At 60.1% G+C, this 18,640-nt stretch carries 20 protein-coding genes, 1 tRNA gene and 1 riboswitch; of the genes, 16 read left to right on the forward strand and 5 right to left on the reverse strand.

The genetic code is table 11. From position 1 onward, the window contains the following. The first annotated feature begins 14 nt into the window (after positions 1-14). From ACQY8Q_RS10950 to ACQY8Q_RS10975, 6 genes are all read left to right on the forward strand, one after another. Positions 15-488: an SRPBCC family protein gene (locus ACQY8Q_RS10950; protein ID WP_428426605.1), complete on the forward strand. Its 474-nt coding sequence runs from the start codon at positions 15-17 to the stop codon at positions 486-488. Positions 489-511: 23 nt separating this feature from the next. Continuing rightward, positions 512-982, forward strand: a complete 471-nt coding sequence (locus tag ACQY8Q_RS10955) for an SRPBCC family protein (RefSeq protein ID WP_428426606.1) — start codon at positions 512-514, stop codon at positions 980-982. A gap of 75 nt (positions 983-1,057) precedes the next feature. Beyond that, a riboswitch (SAM riboswitch) is annotated at positions 1,058-1,135 on the forward strand. A 74-nt stretch (positions 1,136-1,209) separates the two neighbouring features. Further along, entirely contained in the window at positions 1,210-2,136 is a 927-nt protein-coding gene (gene metA / locus ACQY8Q_RS10960) for a homoserine O-acetyltransferase MetA (RefSeq protein WP_428426607.1), read from the forward strand. Between the two features lie 56 nt (positions 2,137-2,192). Beyond that, positions 2,193-2,585, forward strand: coding sequence for an N-acetyltransferase family protein (locus ACQY8Q_RS10965; RefSeq protein WP_428429752.1), 393 nt, complete (start codon positions 2,193-2,195; stop codon positions 2,583-2,585). A 139-nt stretch (positions 2,586-2,724) separates the two neighbouring features. Beyond that, positions 2,725-3,741, forward strand: a complete 1,017-nt coding sequence (locus ACQY8Q_RS10970) for an aldose epimerase family protein (protein WP_428426608.1) — start codon at positions 2,725-2,727, stop codon at positions 3,739-3,741. 229 nt (positions 3,742-3,970) lie between these two features. Next, positions 3,971-4,738, forward strand: coding sequence for an SDR family oxidoreductase (locus tag ACQY8Q_RS10975; RefSeq protein ID WP_428426609.1), 768 nt, complete (start codon positions 3,971-3,973; stop codon positions 4,736-4,738). 62 nt (positions 4,739-4,800) lie between these two features. Here the strand turns inward: ACQY8Q_RS10975 and ACQY8Q_RS10980 are convergent. Beyond that, positions 4,801-4,875: transfer RNA gene (locus ACQY8Q_RS10980), tRNA-Gly, on the reverse strand. A 252-nt stretch (positions 4,876-5,127) separates the two neighbouring features. Here ACQY8Q_RS10980 and ACQY8Q_RS10985 point away from each other — a divergent pair. From ACQY8Q_RS10985 to ACQY8Q_RS11000, 4 genes are all read left to right on the forward strand, one after another. After that, the gene (locus tag ACQY8Q_RS10985; RefSeq protein WP_428426610.1) at positions 5,128-5,637 is read left to right on the forward strand and encodes a prolyl-tRNA synthetase associated domain-containing protein; all 510 of its coding nucleotides are present in this window, start codon (positions 5,128-5,130) and stop codon (positions 5,635-5,637) included. Positions 5,638-5,695: 58 nt separating this feature from the next. After that, positions 5,696-6,697, forward strand: a complete 1,002-nt coding sequence (gene trxA / locus ACQY8Q_RS10990; RefSeq protein ID WP_428426611.1) for a thioredoxin — start codon at positions 5,696-5,698, stop codon at positions 6,695-6,697. Positions 6,698-6,826: 129 nt separating this feature from the next. After that, complete coding sequence (locus ACQY8Q_RS10995) at positions 6,827-7,510, forward strand: LON peptidase substrate-binding domain-containing protein (RefSeq protein ID WP_428426612.1); 684 nt, start codon at positions 6,827-6,829, stop codon at positions 7,508-7,510. Between the two features lie 9 nt (positions 7,511-7,519). Further along, positions 7,520-7,708 (forward strand): Trm112 family protein, encoded by a 189-nt coding sequence (locus tag ACQY8Q_RS11000; protein WP_037097280.1) that lies wholly within the window; start codon positions 7,520-7,522, stop codon positions 7,706-7,708. A 36-nt stretch (positions 7,709-7,744) separates the two neighbouring features. Here ACQY8Q_RS11000 and ACQY8Q_RS11005 read toward each other — a convergent pair whose 3' ends face one another. After that, positions 7,745-8,701 (reverse strand): IS110 family transposase, encoded by a 957-nt coding sequence (locus ACQY8Q_RS11005; RefSeq protein WP_428423744.1) that lies wholly within the window; start codon positions 8,699-8,701, stop codon positions 7,745-7,747. 8 nt (positions 8,702-8,709) lie between these two features. Between ACQY8Q_RS11005 and ACQY8Q_RS11010 the strand changes: the two genes are divergently transcribed. Beyond that, positions 8,710-8,796 carry a DUF2180 family protein gene (locus tag ACQY8Q_RS11010; protein WP_113313656.1) on the forward strand — a complete coding sequence of 29 codons (87 nt, stop codon included), beginning with the start codon at positions 8,710-8,712 and terminating at the stop codon, positions 8,794-8,796. Positions 8,797-9,051: 255 nt separating this feature from the next. Here the strand turns inward: ACQY8Q_RS11010 and ACQY8Q_RS11015 are convergent, their stop codons facing one another. Further along, a complete protein-coding gene (locus tag ACQY8Q_RS11015) occupies positions 9,052-10,002 on the reverse strand; it encodes an IS481 family transposase (protein WP_428426613.1) in 951 nt (316 codons plus the stop codon). Between the two features lie 92 nt (positions 10,003-10,094). Beyond that, positions 10,095-11,309, reverse strand: a complete 1,215-nt coding sequence (locus ACQY8Q_RS11020) for a ubiquinone biosynthesis hydroxylase (RefSeq protein WP_428426614.1) — start codon at positions 11,307-11,309, stop codon at positions 10,095-10,097. Between the two features lie 102 nt (positions 11,310-11,411). Here ACQY8Q_RS11020 and tesB point away from each other — a divergent pair, with 102 nt between their 5' ends. The 5 genes from tesB to ACQY8Q_RS11045 all read left to right on the forward strand — a co-directional run bounded on the left by tesB (position 11,412) and on the right by ACQY8Q_RS11045 (position 18,032). Continuing rightward, positions 11,412-12,296, forward strand: a complete 885-nt coding sequence (gene tesB / locus ACQY8Q_RS11025) for an acyl-CoA thioesterase II (protein WP_428426615.1) — start codon at positions 11,412-11,414, stop codon at positions 12,294-12,296. A 221-nt stretch (positions 12,297-12,517) separates the two neighbouring features. Next, the gene (locus tag ACQY8Q_RS11030; RefSeq protein ID WP_162743947.1) at positions 12,518-12,868 is read left to right on the forward strand and encodes a P-II family nitrogen regulator; all 351 of its coding nucleotides are present in this window, start codon (positions 12,518-12,520) and stop codon (positions 12,866-12,868) included. 29 nt (positions 12,869-12,897) lie between these two features. Beyond that, positions 12,898-14,262 (forward strand): ammonium transporter, encoded by a 1,365-nt coding sequence (locus ACQY8Q_RS11035; protein ID WP_428426616.1) that lies wholly within the window; start codon positions 12,898-12,900, stop codon positions 14,260-14,262. Between the two features lie 273 nt (positions 14,263-14,535). Then, positions 14,536-17,214 (forward strand): DNA translocase FtsK, encoded by a 2,679-nt coding sequence (locus ACQY8Q_RS11040; RefSeq protein WP_428426617.1) that lies wholly within the window; start codon positions 14,536-14,538, stop codon positions 17,212-17,214. A 149-nt stretch (positions 17,215-17,363) separates the two neighbouring features. Beyond that, positions 17,364-18,032 (forward strand): outer membrane lipoprotein carrier protein LolA, encoded by a 669-nt coding sequence (locus ACQY8Q_RS11045; protein ID WP_428426618.1) that lies wholly within the window; start codon positions 17,364-17,366, stop codon positions 18,030-18,032. Between the two features lie 34 nt (positions 18,033-18,066). On the opposite strand, the gene ACQY8Q_RS11050 is transcribed toward ACQY8Q_RS11045, so the two are convergent. Next, a complete protein-coding gene (locus ACQY8Q_RS11050; protein WP_428426619.1) occupies positions 18,067-18,573 on the reverse strand; it encodes an N-acetyltransferase family protein in 507 nt (168 codons plus the stop codon). Between the last annotated feature and the right edge of the window lie 67 nt (positions 18,574-18,640).

An 18,640-nucleotide genomic window follows, 5' to 3' on the forward strand; every position in this document is an offset into this window, starting at 1 on the left:
ACAAGGAGAGTGTGATGACCGAACGATCCACGAGGCACTCCACCATCGTCCTTGAACGCACGTACGCGGCAGCACCGCCGCGCGTCTTTGCCGCCTGGTCCGATCCGGATGCCCTTCTGCGCTGGGGATCGCCGGGCGAGGGATGGGACGTGGCCTATGAACGCTTCGACTTCCGAACCGGCGGCAGCGATGTCAGCCGCTTCGGGCCGAAGGGCGGTCCGGTTTTCATCAACGAAACCACCTATCAGGACATCGTGCCCAATGTGCGCATCATCTCAGCGGGCAACATGACCTCGGAAGGCAAACGGCTTTTCGCCGGACTTCTGACCGTCGAGTTCATCGCAGCAAGCCACGGCTGCCGCGTTATTCTCACCGAGCAGGGCGTCTTCCTCGACGGCCATGACAGGCCGGAAAACCATGAGGCCGGGTGGGACCAGATGCTCGACAATCTTGGAACGGAACTCAACCGCGATCAGGCCGCCACCTAACGAAACACCGGAGAGGAACCGCCATGACCCAGCATTCGGTAACCCATGCCGCTTTCACCATCGTCCGCCACTACGATGCCTCTCCGTCCCGTGTCTTTGCCGCATGGGCCAAGAAGGATAACAAGGCCCGGTGGTACGCCAGCCATGCCGGCTGGACATCGCAGGACTTCACTATTGATTTCCGCATCGGCGGCCGCGAGCACCTGTCGATCACCTCCCCCGATAGGGTAGTGCATACCTTCGATGGGCAATATCAGGACATCGTGCCAAACGAGCGCATCATCTATAGCTACGACATCCACCTGGATCGCACGCGGATCTCCGTCTCGCTGACCACGGTTGAACTCAAGGCAGACGGCGCTGGAACGAAGCTGGTCTTCACCGAACAGGACGCCTTTCTTGACGGCCATGACACTGTCAGCCAGCGCGAAACGGGAACGCGTTCCCTGCTCGACAGTGTGGCAGCCTTTCTGGCAAAAGGAGAGCCTGCCTGACGATAGCAACCAGTCGTGGCGACCGTTTTACGCACACGGGCGCAGCATATTGATTCGCGCGCCAACAGGCGCTATTTAAGCACTCGTGGTGATTTGGCCGGCCGGCTTGCAGCCACGTTAAATAAGTCGCTAAAGGGCCGTGCATGCGCAAGCAAGCGGGGCCGGTTGCGATTCTATCGTTGCCGGTTTTTTTGTACCGGCGTGTTCGTTGAGCCGAGTGTTGTCCCATGCCAATCAAGATTCCTGATACGCTGCCCGCCTATGAAACCCTCGTCAAAGAGGGGGTGCGGATGATGACCGAAACTGCCGCAATCCGCCAGGACATCCGGCCGCTGCAGATCGGCCTGCTCAATCTCATGCCGAACAAGATCAAAACCGAAGTGCAGATGGCGCGCCTTGTCGGCGCCTCGCCGCTGCAGGTCGAATTCTCGTTGATCCGGCTGGGCGGCCACAAGGCCAAGAATACGCCGGAAGAGCATCTGCTGGCCTTCTACGAGACTTGGGAAGAGGTCAAGCACCGCAAGTTCGACGGCCTGATCATCACTGGCGCCCCTGTCGAGACGCTGGATTATGAAGACGTCACCTACTGGAACGAGATGCAGCAGATTCTTGACTGGACCCACACCAATGTCCATTCGACGCTGAACATCTGCTGGGGTGCGATGGCGGCGATCTACCATTTCCACGGCGTGCCGAAATACACGCTGAAGGAAAAGGCGTTCGGCGTCTATCGCCACCATAATCTCAACCCGTCCTCGCCCTATCTCAGCGGTTTTTCCGATGATTTCCAGATACCGGTATCGCGCTGGACCGAGGTGCGCCGCGCCGATATCGAGCAAAAACCCGCGCTGGAAATCCTGATGGAATCCGAGGAAATGGGTGTGTGCTTCGTGCATGAGAAGGCCGGCAACCGGCTCTATGTCTTCAACCATGTCGAATATGATTCGACATCGCTGTCGGATGAATATTTCCGCGATGTCGATGCCGGCGTGCCGATCAAGATGCCGCACAACCATTTTCCCCACAATGATCCGACGTTGACGCCACAGAACCGCTGGCGCAGCCACGCGCACCTGTTGTTCGGCAACTGGATCAACGATATCTATCAGACGACATCCTATGATCTCGCCGATATCGGGAAGGACAGACGCTGACCGCAACCCTCACCATCCGCCCCATCGAGCCCGGCGACGAGCAGGATTGGCGCCGCCTGTGGAAGGCGTATCTCGCCTTCTACGAGACCACTCTGCCAGAGGACATCTACGCCCTCACCTTCTCGCGGCTCTTGAGCGGCGCGGCGCATGAATATGCGGGATTTCTCGCCGTGCTGGACGGCAAACCGGTCGGTCTTGCGCATTTCCTCTTTCACCGGTCCTGCTGGCACAAGAATTCCATCTGCTACCTGCAGGACCTGTTTGCCGATCCGGAGGTGCGCGGACAGGGAATCGGCCGGGCGCTGATCGAAGCTGTCTATGCCCGGGCCAATGCGGAAAAGGCAGAGGAAGTCTACTGGATGACTCAGGACTTCAACGCCAATGCCCGCAAGCTTTACGACCGGATCGCCGATAAGACGCCTTTCATCATCTATCAGAAGACGTTTTAAGGCGAATCTGTTCTGTCTTTACTGAGGAAGGTGCCTGAACGGCTGGAGCGTCCGGGCGCCTTAAATTGTATGACTTTTCGGTTGCTGCCATCCGCGAAATGACGCAGTTTGCCGCCGAAAGAGTGGAGGAAGAGTAATCGTGCAGACAGAGACTGAAGTGTTCGGCCATATGCCGTCCGGCGAACCCGTTCATCGCATCGTCATAAAGGGCGGCGGGCTGACCGCACATATCCTCACCTGGGGCTCCGTCATCCAGGACCTGCGCCTTGATGGCCATGCGGCGCCACTGGTTCTCGGCTTCGAGAATTTTTCCGACTATCTCTCGCATTCCCCCTATTTCGGCGCAACGCCCGGCCGCAACGCCAATCGCATCGGCGGTGGGCGGTTTGCCATCGATGGCGTGCCCTACCAGCTCGAATGCAACGAAAAGGGCGTAACCCACCTGCACGGTGGCAGCGACGGCATTGCCAAGCGCCTGTGGAGGCTGATCGAGACGGCGGAGAACCGCGTCGTGCTGCAGATTGTCGATCCCGATGGCCGCGCCGGCTATCCCGGCAATTGCACCATCACCTGCACCTATACGGTCAGCGACGGCGGTGTCCTTAATGTCCTCTATGAGAGCACGACTGACCGCGCGACAATCTGCAATGTCTGCCAGCACAGCTATTTCAACCTCGATGGCACTGCCGATGCGCTTGGCCACGATGCGATGATCGCCGCCAACAGCTATCTGCCGACCAACGATCTGCAGGTCCCGACCGGCGAGATCCGCTCCGTCGAGGGCACCGCCTTCGATCTGCGCGCCATGACGCCGCTGCGCCGTCAGCTGGAAGGCGACAAGATCGGTTATGACCACAATTTCTGCCTGGCAGAGGCTCGTGGCCCCAAACAGTCCGTTGCCCTGGTGCGCAGCATCAATTCCGGCATCTCGCTGGAAGTGCGCACCACCGAGCCCGGCGTACAGTTCTACACCGGCTTCAAGATGAATATAGCAGCACCCGGCCTCGAAGGCCGCCAATACGGGCCTTTCGCCGGCTTCTGCCTGGAAACTCAGATCTGGCCGGATGCGATCAATCACGCCAATTTCCCGCAAGCCGTCTTGCGGCCCGGTGAAACGCTGCGGCAGGAAACCGATTACGTCTTTACCCGGAGCTGATCGGCGCCGGCCTTCCTCGCCCACGCCAATACAACGCCTCCCGGCAGCACAGGCACGATATAGGACGAATCCACCTTAAAATGCTCATCCAACGTTGGCGCGGCGCAAGCCGCTCCCTCGTCATCGCCGATTGGCTGATCCCAAAAAACCGAAAGCAAATCCGCTGGGCTTTTGCAGCAAAACCGGATTTGATGCCCTATCAAGGATGCGGCACGAGGAGGACTTGGGCATGGCTGAAACAAGCGGATCGAAGATTGCCCTGGTCACAGGCGGCGGTACCGGTATCGGCCGCGCCATTGCCGAGGCGCTATTGAAAAACGGCTACACGGTCGTCCTTTCAGGCCGGCGCTTTGATATTCTCCAGCACGCCGCAAAGGAGCTGTCCGCCGAGACCGGCGGCACGGCACGGGCGTTCGCTGCCGATGTCGGCGATCCGCAGGCGGTCGCCACCCTGTTTTCGACCATCCGCCACGATTTCGACCGCCTCGACCTGCTCGTCAACAATGCGGGCATGGGCCTGCCCGCCGTTCCGATGGAAAACATCACCTTCGAACAGTGGAACGCCATCGTCAGCGCCAACCTGACCGGCGCCTTCCTCTGTACCCAGCAGGCGATGAAGCTGATGAAGGCACAGACGCCGCGTGGTGGGCGAATCATCAACAATGGCTCGATCTCCGCCTCCACGCCGCGGCCGATGTCAGCGCCGTATACGGCCACCAAACACGCCATTGCCGGCCTCACCAAATCGACAGCCCTCGACGGCCGCCACTTTGACATCGCCTGCGGCCAGATCGATATCGGCAATGCCTCCACTGAAATGACATCGAAAATGAGCGGAGGCGTCCTGCAGGCCAATGGCGAAATCGCATCCGAACCAACCATCCCGGCAAACCTCGTCGCTGACGCCGTCGTCTACATGGCGGGACTGCCGCTCGACGCCAATGTGCTGACGATGACCGTGATGGCAACGCAGATGCCGTATGTGGGAAGAGGATAGGGAAAAACGCAAAGAAAAGCCGCCTAGGCGACTTTCAACTTTTAATCTCAGTAGAGAGAAAATGGAGCGGGTGAAGCGATTCGAACGCTCGACCCCAACCTTGGCAAGGTTGTGCTCTACCCCTGAGCTACACCCGCTCATCATCCAAGGTCCGGGGGTAGTCGGTGGACCGTGGCGCCGCTGCGTTTGTTGTTTGCTGCGACGACGGCTATATGGCCCAGACGATTTTCAAATGCAACAGGGAAATGACGGCTGACCCAATAATTTTTTGAAGAAATGTCGCAACCCCCTGAAAACAAGGCGTTTTGCAGCCTGCATTCCGTGGAAGATTGCGGTTTTTTGCCCTTCGCCTTAAGGAAGACCATCATTTTCAAGCCAAGGAAGCCGTCATGAGTGAAATGCAGCCGAAAACGCCGGATGAATTATTTCAGTTTCTCGACAGCCTCGGCATCGTCCACAAGACCATGCGGCACGAGCCGGTTTTCACCGTCGCCGAATCGGTGGCGCTGCGCGACGCCATTGCCGGTGGGCACACCAAGAACCTGTTCGTGAAAGACAAGAAGGACAATTATTTCCTGCTCACCGTCGAAGAGAACGCCACGGTGGACCTGAAGACAGTGCACACGCTCATCGGCGGCGCCAGCAAGGTCTCGTTTGGCCGCCCGGAGAAGCTGATGGAATATCTGGGCGTCATTCCCGGCGCCGTCACCGCTTTCGGCGTAATCAACGATATGGGGCGGAACGTGAAGATCATCATCGACAAGGACCTGATGAAGGACGAGATCATCAACTGTCATCCGCTCTCCAATGATGCAACGACATCCATCGCGTCGAAGGACCTGCTGCGCTTTATCGAGGCGACGGGACATGAAGCCCTTGTCTTGAAAGTGACGTCCTGACATACGATCTTTGACGGGAAGACAGTCAGACGGACGAGGATGTCCGCGAGGAGACACGATGAGCGGCAACGACAATCCCTATGCAGCATCCTACGGCAACCAGATGACGGCAACTGCCAGCTATGGCGGCGCCCCAGCACAGGCGCAAGTTCCGGCGACAGCGCCAGCACTCGCGCCGGCCGGCGAGCTGATCAAGGAAACCACGACCGCCAATTTTACCCGCGACGTGCTCGAAGCCTCCCGTGAACAACCGGTGCTGGTCGATTTCTGGGCGCCCTGGTGCGGCCCGTGCAAGCAGCTGACCCCGGTGATCGAAAAGGTCGTGACCGAGGCACAGGGCCGCGTCAGGCTGGTCAAAATGAATATCGACGATCACCCCTCGATTGCCGGCCAACTCGGCATCCAGTCCATCCCGGCCGTCATCGCCTTTGTCGCCGGCAAGCCGGTCGATGGTTTCATGGGCGCCGTGCCCGAAAGCCAGATCCGCGAGTTCATCGACAAGGTCGCCGGTCCGATGGTCGATGACCAGCAGGCCGGGATCGATGCGGCGCTCGCAGACGCAAAAGCCCTGGTTGAGCAAGGCGACATCGAGAACGCCGCCGGCCTTTTCGGCGCCGTGCTGCAGGCGGACCCGGACAATGCTATCGCGTTGGCTGGGCTCGCCAATTGCCTGGTCACCGCCGGCGAACTGGAGCAGGCGCGCGAAGTGCTGGCCGATCTCTCGGAAGAACTGGCCAAGGATACCGGCATCGCCGCCGTTGTGAAGAGACTCGACCAGATCGAGGAAGCCCGCAAGCTCGGCGACCCGAATGCGCTGGAACAGATCCTTGCTGCCGATCCCGACGATCACGGCGCCCGCATCAAGCTCGCCAAGATTCGCAATGTCGAGGGCGACCGCGAGGCGGCGGCCGATCACCTGCTCAAGGTGATGAAGCGCGACCGGACGTTCGAGGATGACGGCGCGCGGCGCGAGCTGCTGCAGTTCTTCGATGTCTGGGGTCCGATGGACCCGGCAACGCTGTCGGCGCGGCGCAAACTGTCATCGATCCTGTTTTCGTGATACTTTCACGGGGCGCCTTTGTGACAATCTCCCTTGAGATTTGCCGTTGGTGCCCCATTTCTTGTCGATAAGCGGCGCGGCGCCACAGCGGCTGCCAAAAACGCCTACAGCGACGGGGTGAATTGAGACATGCAAGTTGGTAATGCACGTTATCTGAGGCCTCAGGACCTGCCGGAAACGCTTCCGGTATTCCCGCTGACGGGCGTGCTGCTGCTTCCAGGTTCGCAGCTGCCGCTCAACATCTTCGAGCCGCGTTATCTCTCGATGTTCGACGATGCGTTGGCCGGGAACCGCCTGATCGGCATGATCCAACCGTCGTTCGGCGAAATTCGCGAGGAGGCAGGTCAGGCGCATGTGCAGGCGCTCTGTCAGGTCGGCTGTGTCGGCCGCATTACCTCGTTCGCCGAGATGGAGGATGGCCGCTATATCGTCTCTTTGACCGGCATCTGCCGGTTCCGTCTGTTCGACGAAGTGCATCTCACAAAAAAGGGTTATCGCTCCTTCAGGATCGCCCCCTTCGCCACCGACCTCACCGGGCCAGACGATGAGGCGCAGGTCGATCGCCAAGCTTTGCTTGCCGCCTTCAAGGCTTATCTCGACGCCAACAAGCTGGAAGCCGACTGGGAGAGCGTCGAGCGCGCCAGCAACGTCACGCTGGTCAATTCGATGGCGATGATGTCGCCCTATGGACCGGCGGAAAAGCAGGCGCTCCTTGAGGCACCGGACCTGAAGACCCGCGCCGAGACACTGATCGCGATTACCGAAATCGTCCTCGCCCGCACGTTCGGCGATATCGAAACCATGCTGCAATAGGCGGAAAAGATGGAAGACAGAACCAGCCGGGTCGATCCCAAACTGCTTGAACTGCTGGTCTGCCCGCTCACCAAGGGCCGCCTCAGCTACCATGCGGCGGAAAACGAACTGATCTCGGAAAAGGCCCGCCTCGCCTACCCGATCCGCGACGGCATCCCGATCATGCTGATCTCCGAGGCGCGCAAGATCGAGGATTGAGGCTGCGATAAATCGCATAATCTCTCCGTCATCAAGTCAGTTGTCGGGGGCCGCTTGGGCGTCACGTATTCTTGCATTTGCGATAGTGATGATCTTCCGCATGATGGCGCCGAGCGCCAGGCGCTTTGGTTTTCCGGCGGACAGGAAGGCCTTGTATGCGGTGGCGAGCGGGTTGTCGCCACGGATGGCAGTGAGGGCTGCGATGAACAGTGCTGGCCGGAGATGCCGGCGTCCGCCGCAAACTGCCCGATAGCCATTCAGCTTTCCACTGTCTCTGGGATGCGGCGCGCATCCGGCCAGACTGGCCGCCTGCCGGCGGTTGATGCTGCCGAGTTCTGGCATGGCGGCGATCAGAAGTGCTGCGATGGTGGCGCCGATGCCGGGCACGGAGCGCAAAGCCTTTTCACGGCGCCGCAGCCCGGTGTCATCGCGGATGAGAGTTTCGATCTGCGCCTCGATGAGAGCAATGCGTCGGTCGAGCTCGGCGATATGGTCTTCGATATCGGCTGCGATCATGGCACTGCGGGGCGCCTTGAGCCGGTTTTTTTCCTGAACCCGCATGGCAACGAGATCGGTGCGGCGGGCACTCAACAGCCGCACCTGGCTCTGGCTGGCCTGCGGCGGCTGCCAGCGGACCAGGGTTTGACTGCGGTCGAGGCCATACTGCGCCAGCCAGCGCGCATCGATGGCATCCGTCTTGGCCCGCTTGCCGAAGGAACGGATATAGGCCTTGACCTTGGCGGCGTCGGCGCGGTGGGCGGAAATTCCAAGCGCCATCAGCACGGCAAGTACCTGGTCCTCATATCCCCCGGTTGCCTCGCAGACCGCCAGAATGTCTGTCCGTCCGCCATAGGCCTGAAGGGCAGAATGCAGGGCGTCGCGGGTATTGCCGATCGTCAGGGGGTGGCCAGTCAGGCTGTCGAACAGGGTGACGCTGTCACAGGACACGTCGAGACCGAGAACGGACTGGATTTTGTCATCGTCTGTCATCATGATGCTCCATGCTTTGCATTGTCTGCGGGCGCATCGTCGCGATGGCCCATTCAAGTCAGCAAGCGATGCGAGGCTGGAGCGGCAGTGTCCCCTGATGACGGCGGTCGCAAGGACCTATTCCTGTACGGGCGCCTGCCGCGGCGATCCCCGGGATGGCCATCCCGGGGATCGCATCGCCAACCTCAAGAGCAGTAAAGCACGAAAGTCACAGACAATTCCTGTGCCTGTCACAGGAATCCAGCCACGCGACGTCCGTCGCGTGAAAGACTCAAAGCACTATGGGTGAAGAGTCCTCTCGTCGCGCGGACGCGCGACGGCTGGATCCCGGCACAAGGCCGGGATGACGGAGGCTAGCTGTTCAGTCCCGGCATTTGATGGATCGGACTTGACCTGAAACGTTCGGGTTCCATTGTCCAGCATTTGCAGATGAATTCGTATGGAGTGAGGCCTTCGAGTGTCTTGAGGCGGCGCCCGAAATTGTAGGCTGCGACGAAGTCTTTGAGGTGCGTTCTCAGTTGGGCATGGTCATCGTAGTGGAAGCGTTTTACGGTTGCGTCCTTGATGGTGCGGTTCATCCGCTCGACCTGACCATTCGTCCAGGGGTGTTTCACCTTGGTCAACCGATGCTCGATACCGTTTTCGTCGCAGACCCGATTAAAGATGTGGCCGAAATCGTAGATGTCACGGGTGCGATTGGTGAACTGAATTCCGTTGTCTGTCAGCACGGTATGGATTGCATAAGGAACGGCTTTGACCAGATTGCGCAGGAACTGGGCTGCGGCCATCTTGCCTGCCTTCCCGTGCAGTTCGACGTAGGTAAACTTGGACGTCCGGTCGATGGCGACGAAGAGGTAGAGTTTGCCCTCGGCGGTCTGAACCTCAGCAATATCAATGTGAAAATAGCCGATGGGATAGGACTTGAATTTCTTCTTGGCCGGCTTGTCACCCTCGACCTCTGGCAGTCTGGAAATCTCGTGCCGTTGCAGACATCGGTGCAGCGATGAGCGCGTCAGGTGAGGAATGGTCGGCTGAAGAGAATAGAGGCAATCGTCGAGTGGCAGCAGAGTATGTCTGCGGAACGCGACAATCACGGCCTCTTCCTCACGTGACAAGACTGTCGACTTCGGCTCTTTGGGGCCCGTGGCCAGATCGGAAACAAAAGTCCGTTTCTTCCACTTCGCAACAGTCTTCTGATTGATCCCGTAGTGCTTCGAAAGCGCCCTCAGGCTCTCTTGACTATTTTGTATTGCTCGACGGACTGCCTCAGTCGTCGTGGCGCTGCCGTGTAAAATCTGTCCCATAGTGCATCCCTCCAGGCATGGGAAAATAATGCACCATCAAAACCCGGGATCAAACAGCTAGCAGTTCGCCACGTGCGCGGTCGGCTCTTAAATCAAATCGCCTGCCCGCCCAGCATCTTCGGCTCGCTCTGGCCGCCAAGACCCGATGCCTGGCGGATGAAGAATGACTTCACCGAAGGCATCCGATCGACGATGCCCAGCCCGAAATCGCGCAATGCCCGGACCGGCGTGACGTCGTTGGAAAACAGCCGGTTCAGCACATCGGTGGTCACGCCCATACGGAACGTGTCGAAGCGGCGCCAGCTCTGGTAGCGTTCGAGTACGGCGAGCGAGCCGATATCGAGGCCGAGGCGGTCGGCATCGACGATGGTTTCTGCCAGCGCCGCCACGTCCTTGAAGCCGAGATTGAGGCCCTGGCCGGAAATCGGGTGAATGCCATGGGCAGCGTCACCGGCAAGGGCAAAACGCGGCGCGATGAAATCGCGTGCCAGCGTCAGCCCCAGCGGAAAGGCGCGGCGTCCACCGACAACCTTCAGCGTGCCGAGCTTGTGGCCGAAGCGGCGCTCCAGTTCTTCCTCGAACACCAGATCGTCGATGGCGATCAGCCGGTCGGCATCGCGTGTCCGCTCCGTCCAGACCAGCGAGGAGCGGTTGTTCTTGAGCGGCAGCGTTGCGAACGGGCCAGCGGGCAGGAAATGTTCTTCCGCCGTGCCGTCATGCGGCCGTTCATGCTCGACGGTGGTGACGATCCCGGACTGGCCATAATCGAAATCGACGGTCTTGATGCCGGCGGCATCGCGCAGTTTCGAGCGCACGCCATCGCAGGCGATCAACAGCCGCGCCTCGATCGTCTCGCCATTGGCCAAAGCGACGGAAACCGAATGATCGCCGCTCTTGAAATCGGCCGCTGCCGTCGATTGCCGGATCTCGACGCCAAGTTCACCGGCTGCCTTGCGCAGCGCACCGACCAAAGCGACATTCGGCACCATATGGGCAAACGGACGGCCTTCGACCTTTTCATCCTCGAACGTCAAAAACACAGGGCGCACCGGATCGGCGGTCTTGGAATCGGTGATGACCATGCGCTTGATCGGCTCGGCCTCCGGCTCGATCTCGCTCCACACGCCAAGCACATCGAGCATCTGCGAAGCGGCGGCGATGATTGCCGAAGCCCGCTCGTCCTTTTTCCAGGCAGTGTCCGGAGCGCCGTCGATTAGGCTCACGGCAAGGTGCGGCGCGGCTTTCTTAATAGATACGGCCAGCGACAGCCCGACATAACCGCCGCCCGCAATCAGCACATCGATCATCTCTCATTCTCCCGTCGCTCTTGAGCATTGCTTATGGCCTATATAGATCATTGATGCGCTCGTTCCTACCGCTTGAGCGTTCGACCTCAGGAGATTGCCGAAATGTCGCGCCCCGCTGAAAACCCCGCCCCGATGGATGTGCTGCTGCAGACGCTGGATCTGGAGAAGCTGGAAGAGAACCTGTTTCGCGGCCGCTCGCCGCAGGTCGGCTGGCAACGCGTGTTCGGCGGGCAAGTCATCGGACAGGCGCTGGTGGCAGCCCAGCGCACCGTCAGCGAAGGCCGCTACGTGCATTCGCTGCACGCCTATTTCATGCGGCCGGGCGATCCGTCCGTGCCGATCATCTACGATGTCGACCGTATCCGCGACGGCGCAAGCTTTGCCACCCGCCGCGTCGTCGCCATCCAGCACGGCAAGGCGATCTTTTCGCTGTCGGCCTCCTTCCAGTTCGACGAGGAAGGCTTTGACCACCAGATCACCATGCCGGATGTCGCAGCCCCCGAAACACTGATGGGCGAGCAGGACATCAAGGAGAAATTCCTGGTCAATGCGCCGGAAGCGATCCGCCGTTACTGGGAGCGCCCCCGGCCGATCGAGATCCGCCCGGTTTCGCTCAAACACTACTTTTCACGCGACAAGCTGGAGCCGTCGCAGGACGTCTGGGTCAAGGCCGTCGGCGCTGTTCCGGACGAGCGCCACATCCAGGCGGCGGTCCTCGCCTATATTTCCGATATGACCCTGCTCGACACAGCGCTCTATGCGCACGGCACCTCGGTGTTCGACCGCGACCTGCAGGTGGCAAGCCTCGATCACGCCATGTGGTTCCATCGCCCCTGCCGCATGGACGACTGGCTGCTTTATACCCAGGACAGCCCCAGCGCCTTTGGTGCACGCGGCATGACGCGCGGCAGCCTGTTTGATCGCTCTGGTACCCTCATCGCCTCCGTTGCCCAGGAAGGCCTGATCCGGAAAAGGGCATCTGAATAAAAAAACGCCGCTTTTTGTATTCTGCTTAATTTTTCATCATTTAAATCCGTAATTTTTTGCCATTCCGTCGTTTCAATTCGGCGGAATATGGCATTTCCGTGTCTTTTCATGGACTTATCCGTTCGGTCTCAAACTGGCACGCCCCTTGAATAGCTAGGAGCAGTCGTTGGGGGATTGTGCTCGGCGGCAAGGAGACGGCCCCGAGCCGAAGATGAACAAGGATGGGAAACCAGATGAAAATTGTGATGGCCATTATCAAGCCGTTCAAGCTCGATGAGGTTCGCGAAGCCCTCACTGCTGTTGGCATCCAAGGCCTGACCGTGACCGAAGTGAAGGGTTACGGACGTCAGAAGGGACATACGGAAATCTACCGCGGCACCGAATACGCCGTGAGCTTCCTGCCGAAACTGAAGATCGAAATCGCTGTTGCCACGGAGATCGTCGACAAGACCGTCGAAGCGATCGCCACGTCAGCCAAGACCGGCCAGATCGGTGACGGCAAGATCTTCGTCTACTCGATCGACCATGCGGTGCGCATTCGTACCGGCGAAACCGACACAGAAGCGCTGTAAGTTACGGCCGTTCAGGGAGCTACATGTCAATGTCTTCATTTAAACTTTCTACCTCTCTCGGACGCGTGGGCGCTGCAGCCGCAGCCCTTCTTGCACCGGCCATCGCCTTTGCGCAGGAAACAGCCCCGGCAGCAGCCGAAGCCGTTGCCGCCGCACCGGTGCCGGACAAGGGCGATACCGCCTTCATGTTCATCTGCACCATTCTCGTCCTGTTCATGCTGGTTCCGGGTCTTGCCCTGTTCTACGGCGGCCTCGTCCGCGCCAAGAACATGCTCTCGGTCCTGATGCAGTGCACGGTCATCGGCGCCGTCGTCATGCTGATCTGGGTCGTCTACGGCTATTCCTTCGCCTTCGGCGGCTCGGATAGCGCTTATTGGGGCGGCACTGCCAAGCTCTTTCTCTCCGGCGTGAGCAAGGATACGACCGCAGCAACCTTCTCGGCCGGCGTCGTTATTCCGGAATACATCTTCGTGATGTTCCAGATGACCTTTGCAGCCATCACCCCTGCCCTGATCGTCGGCGCCTTTGCCGAACGCATCAAGTTTTCGGCAGCCGTTCTGTTCTGCGCACTCTGGGTCACCTTCGTCTACTTCCCGGTTGCCCACATGGTCTGGGATGCAAACGGCCTGCTCTTCAAGATGGGCGCGCTGGACTTTGCCGGTGGCACGGTCGTGCACATCAATGCCGGTATTGCTGGCATCGTCGGCGCAATCATGGTCGGCAAGCGTACCGGCTTCGGCAAGGACATGATGGCTCCGCATTCAATGACGCTGACCATGGTCGGCGCATCGATGCTCTGGGTTGGCTGGTTCGGCTTCAACGCCGGTTCCAACCTTGAAGCTTCGGGCGGCGCGATGCTCGCAACCGTCAACACCTTCATTGCAACGGCTGCTGCCATCGTTTCCTGGTCGCTGGTTGAAACCTTCACCCGCGGCAAGGCTTCCATGCTCGGCGGCGCATCCGGCATGGTTGCCGGCCTCGTTGCCGTCACGCCTGCAGCCGGTATCGTCGGCCCGATGGGTGCGATCGTTCTCGGCCTCATCGTCTCGCCTCTTTGCTACTTCTTCGTCTCCGTGGTGAAGAACAAGTTCGGCTATGACGACACGGCTGACGTGTTCGGCGTTCACTGCGTTGGTGGTATCTTCGGCGCCCTGGCGACCGGCATCTTCGCCAGCGCCTCGCTCGGCGGCATCGGTTATGCCGAAGGCGTCACCATGAGCGGCCAGTTCACCACCCAGGTCACCGCTGTCATCATCACCATTCTGTGGTGCGGCATCGGCTCGGCGATCCTCTACAAGATCGTTGATGTCATCGTCGGTCTGCGTGTGCCCGTCGAAGCTGAACGCGAAGGTCTCGACCTCTCCTCGCACGGCGAAGCCGCCTACCACTCATAAGGAACTTGCGGAGCCGGAAAACCGGCTCCGCATCCAGTCCCGTCGCGGTTTTGCCTCGTGCGGAACCGCTTTTGACCCGGATTCGTCCGGGTCTTTTTTGCGCTTTCGTATGCCTTTGACTGCCGCAAAAGCACTTTCAATGGGGAAAACCGGCCTTACAGAGCCGTTTCGCGTAAAGGAAGCGTCAAGGTTAATAGGGCTTTAACCCTCCTCTGCTTACCTTCCAAGCATGCGCGCATGGCGTTTTCCGGGAATAACAGGCAGCAGGTCATCATGAGCAGAAGCAATCAGGCGGTATACGACAACCGTTCCAACCGGTTTGTGCTTTCCACATTCGTCTGGAAACAGATCGCCGCTCTGGGCGGGTTTGCGGTATTCGTTGCTCTCGGTTTCGCGATAGCCGCCTTGTCGAGCTGGAACGTCGCCGACCCCAGCTTCTCATACGCGACCGCCGATGCCCCGACCAACCTGCTCGGCTACACCGGTGCTGCCTTCGCCGATATCTTCATGCAGTTCTTCGGCATTGCCAGCGTCGTGGCGCTTCTTCCGGTCGTTGCCTGGGGCCTGGTGCTGATCATCGGAAAACCCTTCGATCACATCGTCAAGCGCGCCGGAGCCTGGTTCCTCGGTTCGGTGCTGGCCTCGGCTGCGCTGAGCTGCATTCCCGCCCCCGTCACCTGGCCGCTGCCCAACGGCCTTGGCGGCGTCTTCGGCGACATGATCCTGCGCTTTCCAGCCCTGTTCACCGGCACCTACCCGACCGGCACGTTCGGCACCGTGCTTGCCGTGTTGTTCACGCTTCCCGCCGCCTATTTCCTGATCTACAGCGCCGGGCTGATCGGCGTATCCGACCCTGAGGACGATACCGACGTGCCTGTACCGGCACCGAGCAAGGCCCGCACTGTCAGCGACGAATCCGAAGACGACGAATCCGAAGGCATCATCATGGTGATGGCCGGCGCACTGACCCACATGCGCTTTACCGCGCAGGCCCGTATCCGCCGCCTGTTCGGCCTCACAGGCCGCCGCAAGCTGGTATCGCGCGATTATGACGAGCCCTATGATTTCAACGGTGACGAATTCGGCACGCTGAACGAACCGTCACGCCCCAAAGCCGTTGCCCGCTCCGAGCGCGTCGAGCCGTCGCTGGACCGCAGCGAACGCCGCACTGTCGCAGCGCCACCGATGTCGATGGACGACGAAGACGGCGATTTCCCCGCCGTCGACAACCGTCGTGCGTCCACCGACATTCTGCCCGGCGATGACGAGGACGACATCGACCCGGCTGCCGATTGGGCTCCGGTCCCGGCCCCGCGCAAGCAGGCTATACCGTCGGCCACCGCACGCGTTGTGCCTGCAGCGCCGCGTCCAAAGACCGGCCAGCGCATCGACCGCGAAGCGCAGACATCTCTTGTGTCCGACGATGACGGCTTCACTCTGCCGCCGCTGCATTTCCTCGCCGAGCCGAAAAACGTTGCCCGCGACACAACACTGTCTGCCGATGCGCTCGAACAGAACGCGCGCATGCTGGAAGGCGTGCTGGAGGACTTTGGCGTCAAGGGCGAGATCATTCATGTCCGGCCTGGCCCTGTGGTCACCATGTACGAACTGGAGCCGGCACCCGGCATCAAGTCTTCGCGCGTCATCGGCCTTGCCGACGATATCGCCCGCTCGATGTCGGCGATCGCTGCCCGCGTCGCCGTCGTGCCCGGCCGTAACGCCATCGGCATCGAACTGCCCAACCAGCGCCGCGAAACCGTCTATCTGCGTGAACTGATCGGCTCGAGGGATTTCGAGACCAGCAAGACCAAGCTTGCCATGGCGCTCGGCAAGACGATCGGCGGCGAACCCGTCATCGTTGATATCGCCAAGATGCCACATCTGCTCGTTGCCGGCACCACCGGCTCGGGTAAATCCGTCGCCATCAACACCATGATCCTGTCGATCCTCTACCGGCTGAAGCCGGAACAGTGCCGCCTGATCATGATCGACCCGAAGATGCTCGAACTCTCCGTCTATGACGGCATTCCGCATCTGCTCTCACCCGTGGTCACCGATCCGAAGAAGGCCGTTGTTGCGCTGAAATGGACCGTGCGCGAGATGGAAGAGCGCTACAAGAAGATGTCGAAGATCGGTGTGCGCAACATCGACGGCTTCAATTCGCGCGTCGAGCAGGCGATGGCCAAGGGCGAGCAGATCAGCCGCACCGTCCAGACCGGATTTGACCGCCAGACCGGCGAGGCCGTCTACGAGACGGAAGAGTTCGACCTGCAGCCGATGCCCTATATCGTCGTCATCATCGACGAAATGGCCGACCTGATGATGGTGGCCGGCAAGGATATCGAAGGTGCCGTCCAGCGCCTCGCCCAGATGGCCCGCGCCGCCGGCATCCACGTCATCATGGCAACGCAGCGTCCGTCCGTCGATGTCATCACCGGTACGATCAAGGCCAACTTCCCGACCCGTATCTCATTCCAAGTGACCTCGAAGATCGACAGCCGCACCATTCTGGGTGAACAGGGCGCTGAACAGCTGCTCGGCATGGGCGATATGCTCTACATGGCCGGCGGTGGCCGCATCCAGCGTGTGCACGGCCCATTCGTCTCCGACTCCGAGGTCGAGGATGTCGTCAAATATCTGAAAACCCAGGGCTCGCCGCAATATCTCGATGCCATCACCGAAGATGACGACGAGGATGATGAAGGCGGCAGCGGCCCGGCCGGCACCTCCAATCTCGCCGAATCCGAGGACCCTTACGACCAGGCGGTTGCCATCGTGCTGCGCGACGGCAAGGCCTCGACATCCTATGTCCAGCGCCGCCTCGGCATCGGCTACAACCGTGCCGCTTCGCTGATCGAGCGCATGGAGCAGGAGGGCATCATCGGTGCTGCCAACCACGCCGGCAAACGCGAAATCCTGGTGCCGACCGAAAGCGACATCACCGGCAGATAACCCTTGAGAAAGCCGTTAGCGGCAGGCTCCAGAATCCCGGATGAATATGGCCCGGGCGCCCTTCACGGGGAATTGAAGACGGGCGCAGGACAGGCCTTGAAGGCGCCGCACTTGCGCTCCACATGAGACTGGAAATGAAGGAGATAACGATGACAGACACCGAAACCGGCCATTTTGAACAGGATACGAAATTTCCGTCCCTGTCGCGCCGTGCCTTCGTCGGCGGTCTTGCTGTTTTCGCTGCCCTGACCTTCATCGGCCTGCCCCTTGAGCATGCCCAGGCCCAGACGGCCATTGCCCAGAAAATCGCCGACCATTTCGCCTCGGTCAAGACCATGAGCGGCGAGTTCGTCCAGTTCGGCCCGCGGGGCGAACAGACCGGTGGCAAGTTCTTCATCAGCCGCCCCGGCAAGATCCGCTTCAACTATGAAGCGCCGTCACCGATGCGGGTGATCGCCGACGGCAAGTCCGTTGTCATCGGCAACCAGAAAATGAAGACATGGGATATCTATCCCTTGTCGAAGACACCGCTGAAGCTGCTGTTATCAGACAATATCGACCTGACAGGCAAGATGGTGCGCAGCGTCAAGGAAGAGGCTGATCTCACCACCATCGTGCTGGGCGACCGCACCGTGTTCGGTGATGCGACGATCACCCTGATGTTCGACCCCAAGACCTACGACCTGCGCCAGTGGACAATCACCGATGCGCAGAAGAAGGACACGTCGGTGATGATCTTCAACGTCAAGAACGGCGTGCCGATGGACGACAAGGTCTTCCAGATCCCCTACGACGATATCAACAATCGCGGCAAGTAAGGCCCCACCGGCGGCAGATTGAACGCCGCTGCGGTCACTGAGCCACCGCGCCGCGATCAATGCGGCGCGTCATCAGGACTTCGTCGATCTCCCTACCCTCGTGAATGGTTCCGCCGGGAATACGGCCGGCCTGTTCAAATCCCTCGCGCTGGTAAAACCGGATAGCTGCCGGGTTCTCAGCGCTGACGGCAAGCTCCAGCTGCCGGATACCGGCCTGCCGGGCATGAGCGACCAGCACATCGAGGATTGCCTTTGCATGCCCGCCACCGCGCCGGTCCTTGCGCACATAGACCATGATCACCGTGCCGCGATGCGCCATCTTGCTGGCAGTCTGCGGCATCAGGCCCATGATGGCGACCGGCTCGCCTTCATGAAAATCCACGAAAACGGCATTGACGGTCAATCGCCGTGTCCACTCCGCATCTAGCAAGGCTTCCCAATCCGCAGCGCTGCTGGCAAAATTCGCCGGCTCACTGCGCAGGGCTTCAAGCCGAATCTGGCGAAACACTTGCGTATCGTCTGGGCCAAGATGCCGGATCATGTGTCGATCTCCTATCAGCAACAAAATTACAAGCTGCTGCCACTCAGCTATCTACAAGGCAATCGAT

It is taken from the genome of Pararhizobium sp., assembly GCF_965279435.1.
In the GTDB taxonomy this organism is placed as follows: Bacteria; Pseudomonadota; Alphaproteobacteria; order Rhizobiales; family Rhizobiaceae; genus Pararhizobium.

Bases quoted from the DNA above. Each gene is read 5' to 3' on its own strand.
- ACQY8Q_RS11015 (WP_428426613.1), bottom strand. From the start codon at position 10,002: ATGGGACAGATTTTACACGGCAGCGCCACGACGACTGAGGCAGTCCGT.
- trxA (WP_428426611.1), top strand. From the start codon at position 5,696: ATGAGCGGCAACGACAATCCCTATGCAGCATCCTACGGCAACCAGATG.
- ACQY8Q_RS11020 (WP_428426614.1), bottom strand. From the start codon at position 11,309: ATGATCGATGTGCTGATTGCGGGCGGCGGTTATGTCGGGCTGTCGCTG.
- ACQY8Q_RS11030 (WP_162743947.1), top strand. From the start codon at position 12,518: ATGGGAAACCAGATGAAAATTGTGATGGCCATTATCAAGCCGTTCAAG.
- ACQY8Q_RS10975 (WP_428426609.1), top strand. From the start codon at position 3,971: ATGGCTGAAACAAGCGGATCGAAGATTGCCCTGGTCACAGGCGGCGGT.
- ACQY8Q_RS11010 (WP_113313656.1), top strand. From the start codon at position 8,710: ATGCTTTGCATTGTCTGCGGGCGCATCGTCGCGATGGCCCATTCAAGT.
- ACQY8Q_RS11040 (WP_428426617.1), top strand. From the start codon at position 14,536: ATGAGCAGAAGCAATCAGGCGGTATACGACAACCGTTCCAACCGGTTT.
- ACQY8Q_RS11050 (WP_428426619.1), bottom strand. From the start codon at position 18,573: ATGATCCGGCATCTTGGCCCAGACGATACGCAAGTGTTTCGCCAGATT.
- ACQY8Q_RS11035 (WP_428426616.1), top strand. From the start codon at position 12,898: ATGTCTTCATTTAAACTTTCTACCTCTCTCGGACGCGTGGGCGCTGCA.
- ACQY8Q_RS10985 (WP_428426610.1), top strand. From the start codon at position 5,128: ATGAGTGAAATGCAGCCGAAAACGCCGGATGAATTATTTCAGTTTCTC.
- ACQY8Q_RS11000 (WP_037097280.1), top strand. From the start codon at position 7,520: ATGGAAGACAGAACCAGCCGGGTCGATCCCAAACTGCTTGAACTGCTG.
- ACQY8Q_RS10955 (WP_428426606.1), top strand. From the start codon at position 512: ATGACCCAGCATTCGGTAACCCATGCCGCTTTCACCATCGTCCGCCAC.
- ACQY8Q_RS10995 (WP_428426612.1), top strand. From the start codon at position 6,827: ATGCAAGTTGGTAATGCACGTTATCTGAGGCCTCAGGACCTGCCGGAA.
- ACQY8Q_RS11005 (WP_428423744.1), bottom strand. From the start codon at position 8,701: ATGATGACAGACGATGACAAAATCCAGTCCGTTCTCGGTCTCGACGTG.
- ACQY8Q_RS10950 (WP_428426605.1), top strand. From the start codon at position 15: ATGACCGAACGATCCACGAGGCACTCCACCATCGTCCTTGAACGCACG.
- ACQY8Q_RS11045 (WP_428426618.1), top strand. From the start codon at position 17,364: ATGACAGACACCGAAACCGGCCATTTTGAACAGGATACGAAATTTCCG.
- metA (WP_428426607.1), top strand. From the start codon at position 1,210: ATGCCAATCAAGATTCCTGATACGCTGCCCGCCTATGAAACCCTCGTC.
- tesB (WP_428426615.1), top strand. From the start codon at position 11,412: ATGTCGCGCCCCGCTGAAAACCCCGCCCCGATGGATGTGCTGCTGCAG.